13 protein-coding genes are annotated in these 13,345 nt (G+C 62.3%); 7 read left to right on the forward strand and 6 right to left on the reverse strand.

From position 1 onward, the window contains the following. Window positions 1-20: 20 nt before the first annotated feature. Window positions 21-1,775 (reverse strand): molecular chaperone, encoded by a 1,755-nt coding sequence (locus BMZ46_RS13900; RefSeq protein WP_074689625.1) that lies wholly within the window; start codon window positions 1,773-1,775, stop codon window positions 21-23. A gap of 222 nt (window positions 1,776-1,997) precedes the next feature. On the opposite strand from BMZ46_RS13900, the gene BMZ46_RS13905 reads away from it, so the two are divergent. After that, on the forward strand, window positions 1,998-2,399 hold the full coding sequence (locus BMZ46_RS13905; protein WP_039766619.1) for a lectin OAA family protein: 402 nt from the start codon (window positions 1,998-2,000) through the stop codon (window positions 2,397-2,399). 60 nt (window positions 2,400-2,459) lie between these two features. Here the strand turns inward: BMZ46_RS13905 and asd are convergent, their stop codons facing one another. Genes asd through BMZ46_RS13920 form a run of 3 tightly spaced genes read right to left on the reverse strand, consistent with a single transcriptional unit; the run spans window position 2,460 to window position 5,732 of the window. Then, window positions 2,460-3,320, reverse strand: coding sequence for an archaetidylserine decarboxylase (asd, locus tag BMZ46_RS13910; protein ID WP_074689626.1), 861 nt, complete (start codon window positions 3,318-3,320; stop codon window positions 2,460-2,462). Window positions 3,321-3,338: 18 nt separating this feature from the next. Continuing rightward, a complete protein-coding gene (locus BMZ46_RS13915; protein ID WP_039766622.1) occupies window positions 3,339-4,154 on the reverse strand; it encodes a rhodanese-like domain-containing protein in 816 nt (271 codons plus the stop codon). Window positions 4,155-4,193: 39 nt separating this feature from the next. Further along, window positions 4,194-5,732, reverse strand: coding sequence for an HDOD domain-containing protein (locus BMZ46_RS13920; RefSeq protein WP_074689627.1), 1,539 nt, complete (start codon window positions 5,730-5,732; stop codon window positions 4,194-4,196). Between the two features lie 167 nt (window positions 5,733-5,899). Here BMZ46_RS13920 and motA point away from each other — a divergent pair, with 167 nt between their 5' ends. Continuing rightward, window positions 5,900-6,751: a flagellar motor stator protein MotA gene (motA, locus tag BMZ46_RS13925; protein ID WP_007952169.1), complete on the forward strand. Its 852-nt coding sequence runs from the start codon at window positions 5,900-5,902 to the stop codon at window positions 6,749-6,751. 3 nt (window positions 6,752-6,754) lie between these two features. Next, window positions 6,755-7,807, forward strand: a complete 1,053-nt coding sequence (gene motB, locus BMZ46_RS13930; protein ID WP_074689628.1) for a flagellar motor protein MotB — start codon at window positions 6,755-6,757, stop codon at window positions 7,805-7,807. A gap of 56 nt (window positions 7,808-7,863) precedes the next feature. On the opposite strand, the gene rsgA is transcribed toward motB, so the two are convergent. Next, entirely contained in the window at window positions 7,864-8,895 is a 1,032-nt protein-coding gene (gene rsgA, locus BMZ46_RS13935) for a small ribosomal subunit biogenesis GTPase RsgA (protein ID WP_039766628.1), read from the reverse strand. A 107-nt stretch (window positions 8,896-9,002) separates the two neighbouring features. Between rsgA and orn the strand changes: the two genes are divergently transcribed. Both orn and BMZ46_RS13945 read left to right on the forward strand, forming a co-directional pair. Further along, window positions 9,003-9,545: an oligoribonuclease gene (orn, locus tag BMZ46_RS13940; protein WP_065258764.1), complete on the forward strand. Its 543-nt coding sequence runs from the start codon at window positions 9,003-9,005 to the stop codon at window positions 9,543-9,545. Between the two features lie 83 nt (window positions 9,546-9,628). Then, window positions 9,629-10,240, forward strand: coding sequence for a trimeric intracellular cation channel family protein (locus tag BMZ46_RS13945; RefSeq protein ID WP_039766632.1), 612 nt, complete (start codon window positions 9,629-9,631; stop codon window positions 10,238-10,240). Here the strand turns inward: BMZ46_RS13945 and queG are convergent. After that, window positions 10,222-11,301, reverse strand: coding sequence for a tRNA epoxyqueuosine(34) reductase QueG (gene queG, locus BMZ46_RS13950; RefSeq protein WP_074689629.1), 1,080 nt, complete (start codon window positions 11,299-11,301; stop codon window positions 10,222-10,224). The two genes, BMZ46_RS13945 and queG, sit on opposite strands and share 19 nt — an antisense overlap. A 63-nt stretch (window positions 11,302-11,364) precedes the next feature. Here queG and BMZ46_RS13955 point away from each other — a divergent pair, with 63 nt between their 5' ends. Beyond that, entirely contained in the window at window positions 11,365-12,864 is a 1,500-nt protein-coding gene (locus tag BMZ46_RS13955; protein ID WP_074689630.1) for a bifunctional ADP-dependent NAD(P)H-hydrate dehydratase/NAD(P)H-hydrate epimerase, read from the forward strand. Continuing rightward, entirely contained in the window at window positions 12,852-13,322 is a 471-nt protein-coding gene (gene tsaE / locus BMZ46_RS13960) for a tRNA (adenosine(37)-N6)-threonylcarbamoyltransferase complex ATPase subunit type 1 TsaE (RefSeq protein WP_007950729.1), read from the forward strand. Before BMZ46_RS13955 ends, tsaE begins: the two co-directional genes overlap by 13 nt. Window positions 13,323-13,345: the final 23 nt, after the last annotated feature.

Genomic DNA, 13,345 nt, shown 5'->3' on the forward strand with positions numbered 1-13,345 from the left:
CCCTCGGCTGCGGTCCTGGCTCAAAGGGATTTCCACAACGAGTCGAAATCTTCCTCGCTTCCGCCATTCTGCGCGGCCTCCAGCGAGCGATAGGCAAACTGATTGAAGCTGTGGGTGCTGGCCACCCGCCGATCCAGCCCGGCGCGGTGCTCTTCACCCTGGGTGTTGATCAGCACTTTATTGCCCTCCTGAAACGGCAGCCGTGGCGCCAGTAACGTCGCCGGCAAGTCGATCGCACTGATTTCCGGCAATAACAACCCTCGAAGGTAATGGCTGTGATCATCCCGGGTGCGCACCAGCTGCAAGCCGCAGGGCTGAGCGTGGGGCGCCACCAGTTCGATACCCATTTGTGTACCGGCGCCGCGCACCTGGCGGATCCAGCGCACCACGGCAATGCTCCAGCCCTGATTGAGGCTGTCCTGAATCCCGACCATTTCCCCGGCCTGCAATTCGGCAGGCACTTCTTTTGGCCAGGCCAGGCAGTAACCGCCGGGGCTGTGGTTGATGACGGGCAAGGCATAAGTCGGATAATGCGGCGGGCTGTCGGTGCCGCTTTCGTCGTCGGCCAGCGGTTCGTAGCGGATTTCTTCGTAGGGCAGCAATTCCTCGGACGTACCCTGTGGCGCGGCATCGAACGCCTGGCTCCAGCTGTCCTTTTCGCCCTGAACCACTGCGCGGCTGAAATTTGCCGCCCGGGCGCCGGGGTGTTTGAGCAGTTCACTGAAGGTGCGTTCGCCGCCGAGGTAAAAGTGCAGGGCGCTCATGCCGACGCACACGGTCAGGTTGCCCTGGCCGACGGTGCGCTGAAAGCTGCGCTCGGCGGCTTCGCCCCAGGTCGCGTGCAGGTGTTGCAGGGTGTCGAGGGTCAGGCCGGCCGGCACGGGCAGCGGCGTCGTTGTGTCCTGATGCTGAAGGTGCGCCTCGATGGCATTCACCAGCGGTTGCGGATCAAAACCGAGCAACCCTGCCTGTTGCTCGCTGCGAAACTGCGAGCGGTAACGCGGGCCGGCGTCGATGTCTGCCGAGACCGCGAACAAGCCCGCGCCCGGATGGGCGGGCTGCAGCTTCAGCCACGCGCTCCAGGGTTCCACCACCTGGGCCAGGCGCGCGATCTGGTTCTGTCGCAACTGATTGCAGCGAGCGCTGCCCAGCAACAGGGCCGCGAGGTAGGTCTGCTCGACACTCAGATCTACGGTCAGACTGGCGAGGTCGTCGCGTACCCGGCGATGCTGCAGTTGCAGCTCGCAGGCGCAGCGAAACAATTGATGCAGTTCGAACCACAGCTGTTCCGGCGCCGGGCTGTACAACTGCGTGGCGCGAACCAGTTGCCCTTTCAGCGCGTGGGCCGCCCGCTGCAGCGCTTCGCTCACCAGGGCTGCACGATCCCGGGAGAACTTGGGCGCGATCCGCAGAATGATCTGTTTGTAACCGATGGCCAGCTGACTTTGCAGGGCCTGGCTCAGGTTGCTGATCTTGCGTGAACGCTCATCAAGCATGATCGCCTGATGCAGAAAATGCCGTTCCAGGTGCTGGCAGACGAAATACACCTCAGGCCGCAACAGCTCAAGCAAATGCAAGCGGTTGTCGCTGGGGGTCAGCAGTTGATTGAGTTCGTTGAGGCCTTGATACAGCAGGCGCGCGGTTTCGCCGATGTTGGCCTTGGGCAGGTCGGCGATCCAGCGTTTGAGGTCGCGCGGGGTGGCTTCACAGAAGGACAGGCGCAACTGCGTGGGCGTCGGGGCGCTCAGTGGTGGTCGGGATCGTGGCTCACTCATGCCGTGACAAGCTCCGGCGGCGAATAGGGCAATGCCCAAAACTCTAGCAGTTGTGGTCTGTTTCGCAGGTGTTTGTCAGGGTTTTTTACCGTTGGTCTACTGGCCTGGTGCCATTCCCGCAGGCGCTACTAGGCTGTCAGACGTGCGATCGGAAACGCACGGTTGCACGGCCTGCCGTCAACGTCGGGGCAGGTCTCCCGAAACTTCAAGGAGATGAGGTTCATGTCTAAATACGCAGTGGCAAATCAATGGGGCGGTAGTTCGGCACCTTGGCATCCGGGTGGAACCTGGGTGCTGGGCGCGCGGGACAACCAGAACGTCGTCGCGATCGAGATCAAGTCCGGCGACGGTGGCAAAACCTTTACCGGCACCATGACCTACGCCGGCGAAGGCCCTATTGGCTTCAAGGCTCAGCGCACTGGCCAGAACCAGTACAACGTCGAGAATCAGTGGGGTGGCAACGATGCCCCCTGGCATCCAGGTGGCAAGTGGGTGATCGGCGGGCGGGATAACCAGAACGTTATCGCGTTGAGCGTCACGTCGAGTGACGGCGGGAAAAACCTCAGTGGCACCAATACCTACGCCAACGAAGGGCCGATCGGCTTCCGTGGGCAGATAGAGTAACGGCGCCACCCAGGTCGTGTCCGCCCCTTCGCAGACGTGCGAAAGGGCGGATCAACCGGTTCAGGCGTTCGACATTGCCAAGGCCTGGCCCATCTGTACCGGCGAGCCGGCCTTCAGTTCTTCAACCCACTTCACCTGATCCGGCCCGAACAGCACGATCGCGGTCGAACCCAGTTTGAAGCGCCCCAGTTCCGCACCTTTTTCCAGATGGATCGGCGCACGGGCGGCTTCGTCGTAACGGAAGGTTTTCAGTTCGCGCTTCGGCGGCGTGACCAGACCGGCCCACACGGTTTCGATCGATGCCACGATCATCGCGCCCACCAGCACCACGGCCATTGGCCCGCGCTCGGTGTCGAAGATGCACGCTACGCGCTCGTTACGGGCGAACAGTTCCGGAACGTTTTCCGCGGTGGTCTGGTTGACCGAGAAGATCCGGCCCGGAATGTAGACCATTTCGCGCAGGGTGCCGGCCAGCGGCATGTGCACGCGGTGGTAGTCCTTCGGCGACAGGTAAACAGTCGCGAATTCACCGCCCATGAACGGCGCCGCATTCGCCGCATCGCCGCCCAGCAGTTCCAGCACGCTGAAGCTGTGGCCCTTGGCCTGGAAGATGCGGCCGTGTTCGATCGGGCCGAGCTGGCTGATCGCACCGTCGGCCGGGCTGAGGATCGCGCCCGGGGTCTGGTCCAGCGGACGTGCGCCGTCTTTCAGGGCACGGGTGAAGAAGGCGTTGAAGTGCTCGTAAGCGGTGACGTCTTCAACCAGTGCCTGCGACATGTCCACTTGATAACGCTTGGCGAACCAGGTGGTGAAGGCATTCTTGAACCAGCGCACGCGGCACTCTGCGACGCAGCCGGCCAGGCGCGACAGCAGGTGATGAGGCAGCAGGTACTGGCTGATGATAAACAAACGCTCTTTCATGACTGTCCTTAAAAATCCTTAAAGCTCGACGGGGGTGTCGGGGTGGTTGCCCCATTCGCCCCAGGAACCGGCGTAGCCCTTGACCCGCGGATAACCGAGGGCCTTGGCCACCAGATAAGTGAAACCGGACCGGTGATGGGTCTGGCAGTGGGTAATGATTTCTTTGTCTTTGGTGATCCCGAGGCTTTCCAGGATCTGCGGCATGTCGGTACGGATGCGCAGCTGGCGCGCCTGATCCATGCCCGCCGTCCATTCGAAATTGACCGCGCCGGGGATGTGTCCACCCTTGGCTGCCAGGACCTTCTCGCCGGAATACTCCAGCGGCCCGCGAGCGTCCCAGATGGCCAGGTCAGCGGCGCCGAGACGGCTTTGCAGGTACTCGCGGGTGGCGGTCGGTTCCTCGTGCAGGGTCAGGGCAACCGGGCCGCCCGCCGCCGGAGGAATCTGGATCGACATCGGCGAACCTTCCGCCAGCCACGCCGGCAGTCCGCCGTCGAGGTAGTGATACTTGTCGTGGCCGATCACGTCGAGCAGCCAGATGAAGCGCCCGGCCCAGCCGCCGCCTTCGTCGTCATAGACCACGTAGACCGCATCTTTGCGATGACCCAGCTCACCGAACAGTTCTTCGAGTTTTTCTTTGCTCGGCAACAGGCCCGGAGCCGGCGCCTGACCCAGCTGGGTGCGTTTCGGATCAACAAAACGTGCGCCGGGAATGTGTCCCTCGGCGTAGCGGGCGGCACTGGTCAGATCCACCAGAATCAGATCGCGGGATTCGAGGCGCGGCAGCAGGTCGCTCGGCTCGATCACCAGGGCCAGGCCAGAGAAATCAGACATGTGAGGTCTCCAGAGCACAAAGGGGAAGGATTGTAGCTGTCATTGGCCGCGCTGGCTAAAACTGTGCAGGGCTTTCTCGATGCACTGCGCGGTTTTGCCGAAAGCCTGCACAGTGATGTCGGCGAACGGCCCGCCACCCTGGTCGGCGACCACGATCATGATCACCCGGCCGTTGTTCACCAGCGAGCGCAGGAACAGGTGTTCGCCACGAAACAGCGCGCGCAGCGAGGGCGGCAGCAGGGCGGAAAACTGGGCGTTGTTGTCCGGGGTGATCCGCACTTGCGCCTGCTGCGTGAGCAAGCGTTGCAGCACCGAACTCTGGCTGACGACGAAATTCAGCGCAGCGGCTTCCTTCGGCAACCCCGAGGTTTGATGGACGCGCAGATTGGCGTGGCTGCGGTCGGCCATCAGGATCATCACCCGGCGCATGCCACTGGCGACCAGCGCATCGCGGGCGGCGACGGTCAGGCTCATGGCGTTGGTGAAGCGGCTTGGCACGGCCAGCAGCTCGGCGCATTGCCGGCGCCACTGGGTCAGGTCTTCAGCGGAAGGCGCCGCAGCCGGCAGCATTCCGGCAGGCAGGCGTCGGGCGCCCCAAGGCCACAACAGCGAAACCGCCGGGTGCCACAGGTCCGGCATGGAATGATGGCGAGCGCTGACGGCGGCCTGTTGGTGCAACTGCTGTTGCACCTCGTCCATCGAGATTTGCAGGTAGAGGCTGGTCAGGTACTGCCAGCGCTCACTGTGCGGACTGTCCCAGGCCTGTTGCGCCGATAGTGCCAGACCGTTGGCCAGCAGCACGGTATTGGCCGGTTGATTGAGCCAGCGACGCAGGGTCGGGTCGTCGTCGAGGCGATTTTGCTGGCGCAGCGGATGATCGACGTCGCGGGCAATGCGCAGGACTTTGACCAGTTCGCGCTGCTCGGTCAGCAGCAGCCGATAACCTTGCTGCACCCAGATCGGCAGACGCCAGGCTTCGACCAGCGCTTCGCCGATTCTCAGCAGGCGCACACCGAACAGCTGCTTTTCCACGACTCGCGCTGATTCTCCTTTGTGGATAACCCGCACTTCCCACTCTTCAAGCAATTGGGGAAAGGTCAGTGCCAACGGCCACAGCGGTGACAGAAACAGCAGGCTGCCCCAATGAATGTCCTGCCACAGGCGCGCGAGGCGGCTGGCGAAAAAACCGTTGGCCTGTTGCGTGGCGTGCTGGCTGATCATCTGCAATTGGCGCAAGGCCTGGGGAATTTGCGCGGCAGGTTCGGCAGGCAGGCGCGCCAGCAGTTCTTCGGTACGGCCAAGGCCGAGGCGATTGATCGCCACTTCGAGGTTTTCCGCCGGCGCAGTCATGTTGCCGTGGGTGTGGCGGTTGGCTTCGCGGATGATGCTCAGGGCCAGCGCCGGGCTGTCCTGCATCAGGTCGGCAATGTCGCGCAGCGAGCTGCGGTCATCGCGAATCGCCCGGCAGACCCGGTCATGGGCGTCTTGCGGCACCGGCAGGCGAACGCTGTCGAGCAGCTTCACCCAACCATCGAGTGTGGTCGGTTTCACGTGTGGGACGTTCGTTTCATTAGCCATGTCTGGACGAGATCTTCACTGACTGTAGACGCGCCCGGCATGGGCTAAATTGGCTTTTCGCCTGAACTGGCTATAGTCTGGCGCAGTTTTGCCGATAAGTAGAAGAAGAGATTTTTTAACTTCCGAATATGACCTTGAACCCGACTTAAACAAGTACCTTTCTACCTATGGCTAAAATTATCGGCATCATCGTCGTATTCGCGAGCGTGCTCGGCGGATACGTGCTTTCCCACGGCAAGATTGCCGCCCTGATCCAGCCCTTCGAGGTGATGATCATCGGCGGTGCGGCACTCGGAGCATTCCTCCAGGCCAACCCCGGCTACATGACGATGCACGTGCTCAAGAAATCCCTGAGCATGTTCAGTTCGCGTTTCAGCCACACGTTCTATCTGGAAGTGCTGGGCCTGATCTACGAGATCCTCAACAAGAGCCGCCGCGAAGGCATGATGGCCATCGAGGGCGACATCGAAGATGCCGCCGCGAGCCCGATCTTCGCCAAGTACCCGGCGGTACTGAAAGACGAGCGCATGACCGCGTTCATCTGCGACTACCTGCGCATCATGTCGTCCGGCAACATGGCTCCCCACGAGCTGGAAGGCCTGTTCGACATGGAACTGTACAGCCTGAAGGAAGACCTCGAGCATCCGTCCCACGCGGTGAACGGCATTGCCGACGCCATGCCGGGTTTCGGTATCGTTGCGGCGGTACTGGGTATCGTGGTGACCATGGCCTCCCTGGGTGAAGGCGATCAGAAATCCATCGGTCTGCACGTAGGTGCGGCACTGGTCGGTACCTTCTTCGGTATTCTCGCGGCGTACGGTTTCTTCGGCCCGCTGGCGCACTCCCTGGCCCACGATGCCAAGGAAGAGCTGAACGTTTACGAAGCCATCAAGGCCTCGCTGGTGGCTTCGGCTTCCGGCATGCCGCCATCGCTGGCTGTCGAGTTCGGTCGCAAGGTTCTGTACCCGGCTCACCGTCCAAGCTTTGCCGAGCTGGAACAAGCCGTTCGCGGTCGTTAAGTCATGGAAAATAACCAGCCGATAATCATCAAGCGCGTCAAGCGCATCGCCGGCGGGCATCACGGCGGGGCGTGGAAGATCGCCTTCGCCGACTTCGCGACGGCGATGATGGCGTTCTTCCTGGTGTTGTGGCTGCTGTCCACCGCGACCCCGGAACAGAAGATCGCCATCGCCGGTTACTTCAAGGACCCGGTCGGTTTCTCCGAGAGCGGCACGCCGTACATCATCGACCTGGGCGGTACGCCGACCCTGGCGCCGGAAAACACCCTCAACCCTGAAGTGAAGTCGCAACCGCAACCGGACAAGGTCACGGTCGACACCGAACAGGTTGAAGGCATGGCCGAACAGGTCGAGAAGGAACGCCTGGAACTGCTGCTGCAAGAACTGCAGAACAAGGTCGACGAGAACCCGCAACTGCAGAAGTTCAAGGACCAGATCCTCTTCGAGATCACGCCGAACGGCTTGCGCATCCAGATCATGGACGCCGAGAACCGGCCGATGTTCGACTCAGGTTCCGCACGGCTGAAGCCGTACTTCGAAGACATCCTGCTGGCCATGGCCGACACGATCAAAGCGGTGCCGAACAAGATCAGTATCAGCGGCCACACCGATGCCAAGCCTTATGTAGGCAATGGCGACTTCGGCAACTGGGAGCTTTCGGCCAACCGTGCCAACGCCGCCCGGCGTGCGCTGGTGGCGGGCAGTTATCCGGACTCGCAAGTGGCGCGTGTGGTGGGTTACGCCTCGTCGGCGCTGTTCGACAAGGAGAACCCGTTCAACCCGGTCAACCGCCGCATCGACATCGTGGTGCTGACCAAGAAAGCCCAGGCAGCCATCGAAGGTGCGCAAGGCGCCGACCCGTCGAAACCGACGGATCAAGGTCAGAACGGCGCCGCGCCGGCCACCCCGGTCGACCCGAACGCCTTGCCGGCGGATCAGCAACCGGTACCGGCCCACGAGTTGCGCGAACGGCTGAACCTGTTCGACGACCCGCTGCCGAAACCGACCGAGCCGGGCAGCGCGGCGCCAGCCCCGGCGCCTGCACCGAAACAGTGACCCACAAAAAAGCCGCGAGATGATCGCGGCTTTTTTGTGTCTGGGTACTTGAAAGTCTAGTAACCGTTTTCCGGCAGGCTGGCGATGATCGAGCGGTAGCTGTTCATTCGCTGCTGCTGCACGCGGCCGTCTTCCAGGGCCTTGAGCAGTGCGCAACCGGGTTCGCGATCGTGCTTGCAGTCGCGGAAGCGGCAGGTGCCGAGCAGGTCGTTGAACTCGATGAAACCGGCTTCGACGTCGGCGCGGCTGACGTGGCCGAGGCCGAATTCACGGATGCCCGGGGAGTCGATCAGTTCACCGCCGCCGGGGAAGTGGAACAGGCGTGCGGTGGTTGTGGTGTGCGTGCCCTGGCCGGACAGCTCGGACAGCGGGCCGACGCGGGTTTCGACTTCCGGCAGCAGACTGTTGACCAGCGACGACTTGCCGACACCGGACTGGCCGACGAACACGCTGATGCGTCCGTCGAGCTGCTTTTGCAATTGCTCCATACCGTTGCCGTGGTGCGCCGAGACTTCCAGCACCGGATAACCCAGTGTGCGGTAGACCGCCAGCAGCGCATTCAGCGCCGGGGCGTTCTGCTCGTCGATCAGGTCGAATTTGTTCAGCAGCAGCAACGGGCGGATGCCGGCATGTTCGGCGGCGACCAGATAACGGTCGATCAGGTTCGCATGAGGTTCGGGCAGCGGGGCGAAGACGATGACGATCATGTCGACGTTGGCGGCCACCGGCTTGAGCTGGCCACGGCTGTCCGGACGGCACAGCTCGGTGGTGCGCGGCAGTTGCGCGACGATCACGCCGATGCCCTGGTTGCCGGCGCGCCATACTACCCGGTCGCCGGTGACCAGCGCCGGCAGGTTGGCCCGCAGATGGCAGCGGAAGACCTGGCCGGCCAGCTCACCGTCAACGGCCTCGACCTCGACCTGCACACCGAAGTGGGCGATCACCAGGCCGTGCTGTTCCGGGCCGAGGTCGCCGCCTTCGAGCGCCTCGACAGCCGAGGACTCGCGTTTGGCGGCGCGGGCGGCGCGCTCGCCCTGAATCTTTTCGATGCGCCAGTTTTGACGACGATTGAGTTGGCGTTTGGCCATGGGTGTTCCGTCTGAAGAATGCAGCGATTAGGTAAAACGGCCGCGAGTTTAGCACGCCCGGCAGGCTGCCTAGGCTAAACTGCGCAGCATTGCTCAGGAGCCGAAAAATGCAAAACCCGCAGAATCTGATCTGGATCGACCTGGAAATGACCGGTCTCGATCCGGAAAACGACGTCATCATCGAAATGGCCACCATCGTCACCGACAGTGACCTGAACACCCTGGCCGAAGGCCCGGTGATCGCCATCCACCACAGCGACGAAGTCCTCGCCCGCATGGACGAGTGGAACACCCGCACCCACGGCAACTCCGGCCTGACCCAGCGCGTACGTGAAAGCCGCGTGAGCATGGCCGAGGCCGAGGCCGAGACCATTGCCTTCCTGGAAAAGTGGGTGCCGAAGGGCAAGTCGCCGATCTGTGGCAACAGCATCTGCCAGGATCGGCGCTTCCTTTATACCCACATGAAGTCGCTGGAAAGCTACTTCCACTACCGCAACCTCGACGTCTCCACGCTCAAGGAACTGGCCGCGCGCTGGGCGCCGGACGTGCGTGACAGTTTCAAGAAGGGCAGCACTCACCTGGCGCTGGACGACATCCGCGAATCCATTGCCGAGCTGCAGCATTACCGTAAGCATTTCATCAAGTTCTGAGATCGGCACCTACGCCGGGGTGCCCTCTTTTGGTGCCTCGGTGAAGTGAGTAGACTGCGCGCCTTCCTGCCAGGATCGCCACCATGTTGCTGATGCTCTACCTCGTCGCCATTACTGCCGAAGCCATGACCGGCGCCCTGTCTGCGGGCCGTCGCGGCATGGACTGGTTCGGCGTGGTGCTGATCGCCTGCGTCACCGCATTGGGCGGCGGTTCGGTGCGCGACGTGCTGCTCGGGCATTACCCGCTGACCTGGGTCAAACATCCGGAATATCTGGTACTGACGACGATTGCGGCGATGATCACCGTGTTTACCGCACGCTGGATGCGTCACCTGCGCTCGCTGTTTCTCGTGCTCGACGCGGTCGGTCTGGTGGCATTCACCCTGATCGGCTGCATGACCGCCCTGGAAATGGGCCACGGCATGCTGGTGGCTTCGGTCAGCGGCGTGATCACGGGTGTGTTCGGCGGCATCCTGCGCGATATCTTCTGCAACGACATCCCGCTGATCTTCCGCCGCGAACTCTACGCCAGTGTCTCGTTCGCTGCGGCGTGGTGCTACATGCTCTGTCTGTTCCTCAATGTGCCGAGCGAGCAGGCGATTCTGATCACGTTGTTCGGTGGCTTTCTATTGCGGCTGTTGGCGATTCGCTTCCATTGGGAAATGCCGAAGTTCGTCTATAACGACGCGCCTTGACGGTCGGCGTGCTGTTTCAAAGCCCATTCCACATGTTCTCGCACCAGCTCTGACGGGTATTCGCGCCGCGCCTTGAGTGCTTCCAGCACTGGAATGCTTGACGGTGCATTTCCCAGTCCCACCGCCAGATTTCGCAGCCAGCGCTCGTAACCGGCCCGACGTAGCGGCGAACCCTCGGTGCTGCTGAGGAATTTGTCTTCATCCCACATAAACAGTTCGGCCAGTTCTGCGTTGTCCAGATTGTGCCGTGGCTTGAAATCGCTTTCGCCGGACGGGCGGGCGAAGCGGTTCCACGGGCAGCAGATCTGGCAATCGTCGCAGCCGAACACACGGTTACCGATCAGCGGTCGCAGATCTTCGGGGATGGCGTTCTTCAGTTCGATGGTCAGGTAGGAAATGCAGCGTCGCGCGTCCAGCACGTACGGGCCTACGAAAGCGTTGGTCGGGCAGATGTCGAGGCATGCGGTGCATCGGCCGCAATGTTCGGTGCTATGCGGTTCATCCACCGGCAACGGCAGATCGACGAACAGTTCAGCGAGAAAGAAATAACTGCCGGCCTTGCGATTGAGCACCAGAGTGTTTTTGCCGATCCAGCCCAGCCCGGCCTGCTCGGCGATGGCTTTTTCCAGCACCGGGGCGCTGTCGACGAAGGCTCGGAAACCGAACGGGCCGATTTCGGACTGAATCCTGTCCGCCAGTTGTTGAACGCGTTTACGGATCAACTTGTGATAATCGCGGCCCAAGGCGTAACGCGAGATGTAGGCTTTTTCCGGTTTGCCCAGCAATTGCGCCATTTGTGTGTCGCCCGGCAGGTAGTCCATGCGCAGCGACACCACACGCAGGGTGCCCGGCACCAGTTCTTCGGGGTGCGAGCGTTTGCTGCCGTGGGCGCCCATGTACTCCATTTCGCCGTGGTAGCCGGCCTCGAGCCAGCGTTGCAGGTGCTGTTCATGCTCGGCCAGGTCCAGACCGCTGATGCCGACTTGCTGGAAGCCCAACTCGCGGCCCCAGTCCTTGATGGATTGGGCGAGGGCGGGAAGATCGGTGGTGATGGCGGACATGAGGCGAGAGAAACCGGAGCTGAGGTGCGTATAATTCTGCCAGACATCGGAGCCCGAAGACGCATGCCGCACACTAAAGATCAATTACCCGACGTGCTGTACCGTGCCGCGCAAGTGCGCGAACTCGATGCACGGCTGATCGCCGCCGGCACGCCGGGCTTCGAATTGATGCAGCGTGCCGCCCATGCCACGTGGCGCGCGCTGGTGCGCCAATGGCCGGCCGCGAATGAAATGACGGTGCTGGCCGGACACGGCAACAACGCCGGCGATGGTTATCTGGTGGCGGCGCTGGCCCATCGGGCGGGTTGGCAGGTTCAGGTGCTGGCTGTCGGTGAGCCGCAGCGTTTGAAGGGCGATGCCGCTGTGGCGCACGCCGAAGCTGTGGCCGAGGGTGTATCGATTGCCCCATGGGATCTGTCCTGCGAGTTGCGCGGCATCGTCGTTGACGCGTTGCTCGGCACCGGCCTGAGCGGCGAAGTGCGTGAGCCTTATGCCGCTGCGATTGCGGCGATCAATGCCAGCGGGCTGCCAGTGGTGGCGGTCGATATCCCTTCCGGATTATGCGCCGACACCGGCCATGCGCTGGGTGAAGCGGTGCACGCCGACCTCACCGTGACTTTTATCGGGCTGAAACTCGGGCTGTTCACGGGCGAGGCGGTGGATCATGTCGGCGAACTGCTGTTTAACGACCTGCAGGCCACGGCCGAAAATTTCAGTGACATTTCTGCCGTCGCTCAACGGCTCAACGCGATTAACCTGCCGCGTCCGGCTGCCCGTGCGCCGGCTGCCCACAAGGGGCGTTTCGGCCATGTGCTGCTGATCGGCGGCGATCACGGCTTTGGCGGGGCGATCCTGCTGAGCACCGAAAGCGCGTTGCGCAGTGGTGCCGGGATGGTCTCGGTCGCGACTCGCCCGGAACATGTGCCGGCGGCGCTGAGCCGGGTACCGGAAGCCATGGCGCTGGGCACTTCTTCGGCCAATCAACTGATGGGGCTGCTGGACAAGGTGTCCGTGCTGGTGGTCGGGCCGGGGCTTGGGCAGGCCAGTTGGGGGCGAGCGCTGTTGTCGGCCGCTGCCAATGCAGCGCTGCCTCAAGTATGGGACGCGGATGCGCTGACCCTGCTGGCCTCGGGTTTTGTCAGTTTGCCCAAGGATTGCGTGATCACGCCGCATCCGGGGGAAGCAGCGCGTTTATTGGGGATCAGTACAGCCGAAGTGCAGGCTGATCGTCCGGCGGCCACGCTGGCGTTGAGCAAAAAATATACAGCGGTGGTGGTGCTCAAAGGCGCGGGCAGTCTGATTGCTCATCCCGATGGTCGTCTGGCGCTGTGTCATCAAGGCCATCCGGCGATGGCCACTGCCGGGCTCGGCGATGTGCTGGCGGGCCTGATCGGCGCACTGCTGGCCCAGGGCATGGACGGTTTTGACGCCGCGAGTCTGGCAGTCTGGCTGCACGCCAACGCCGGTCTGCAACAAGGTAAATTCGGCCGTGGGCTGGCGGCCAGTGATCTGATTCCAGCCATTCGTCAGTTGTTGGAGGAGCATGCACCGTGTCTGAAGTAACCCTGTACCTGGCCGATGAACAGGCCATGAGCGACTTTGGCGCACGCATCGCCCGTATCACCCAGGGCCATGGCCTGATCTTTCTCGAAGGCAATCTCGGGATGGGCAAAACCACGCTGTCGCGGGGCATCATTCGCGGTCTGGGGCACGTGGGGGCGGTGAAAAGTCCGACCTTCACCCTGGTCGAGCCCTACGAGATCGGTGACGTCCGGGCGTTTCACTTCGACCTGTATCGTCTGGTCGATCCGGAGGAACTGGAGTTTCTCGGCATCCGCGACTATTTCGAAGACGACGCCCTGTGCCTGATCGAATGGCCCGATAAAGGTGCAGGCTTTTTGCCAAAGCCTGACCTGACCATTACCATTAGCCCGCAAGACAGCGGACGTTCGCTGACCATTTTATCCCAGGGCTCGCGCGGCGAGGCCTGGTGTGCCGCTTTGGCATTGGAAACCAATTGAATGATGGGGTTAGGTATGCGCTT

Source organism: Pseudomonas sp. NFIX49 (assembly GCF_900115915.1).
GTDB lineage: Bacteria > Pseudomonadota > Gammaproteobacteria > Pseudomonadales > Pseudomonadaceae > Aquipseudomonas > Aquipseudomonas pharyngis.

What these genes read in the sequence shown, in the direction of transcription:
- BMZ46_RS13900 (WP_074689625.1), bottom strand. Translation starts at nt 1,775, where the DNA reads ATGAGTGAGCCACGATCCCGACCACCACTGAGCGCCCCGACGCCCACG.
- BMZ46_RS13905 (WP_039766619.1), top strand. Translation starts at nt 1,998, where the DNA reads ATGTCTAAATACGCAGTGGCAAATCAATGGGGCGGTAGTTCGGCACCT.
- asd (WP_074689626.1), bottom strand. Translation starts at nt 3,320, where the DNA reads ATGAAAGAGCGTTTGTTTATCATCAGCCAGTACCTGCTGCCTCATCAC.
- BMZ46_RS13915 (WP_039766622.1), bottom strand. Translation starts at nt 4,154, where the DNA reads ATGTCTGATTTCTCTGGCCTGGCCCTGGTGATCGAGCCGAGCGACCTG.
- BMZ46_RS13920 (WP_074689627.1), bottom strand. Translation starts at nt 5,732, where the DNA reads ATGGCTAATGAAACGAACGTCCCACACGTGAAACCGACCACACTCGAT.
- motA (WP_007952169.1), top strand. Translation starts at nt 5,900, where the DNA reads ATGGCTAAAATTATCGGCATCATCGTCGTATTCGCGAGCGTGCTCGGC.
- motB (WP_074689628.1), top strand. Translation starts at nt 6,755, where the DNA reads ATGGAAAATAACCAGCCGATAATCATCAAGCGCGTCAAGCGCATCGCC.
- rsgA (WP_039766628.1), bottom strand. Translation starts at nt 8,895, where the DNA reads ATGGCCAAACGCCAACTCAATCGTCGTCAAAACTGGCGCATCGAAAAG.
- orn (WP_065258764.1), top strand. Translation starts at nt 9,003, where the DNA reads ATGCAAAACCCGCAGAATCTGATCTGGATCGACCTGGAAATGACCGGT.
- BMZ46_RS13945 (WP_039766632.1), top strand. Translation starts at nt 9,629, where the DNA reads ATGTTGCTGATGCTCTACCTCGTCGCCATTACTGCCGAAGCCATGACC.
- queG (WP_074689629.1), bottom strand. Translation starts at nt 11,301, where the DNA reads ATGTCCGCCATCACCACCGATCTTCCCGCCCTCGCCCAATCCATCAAG.
- BMZ46_RS13955 (WP_074689630.1), top strand. Translation starts at nt 11,365, where the DNA reads ATGCCGCACACTAAAGATCAATTACCCGACGTGCTGTACCGTGCCGCG.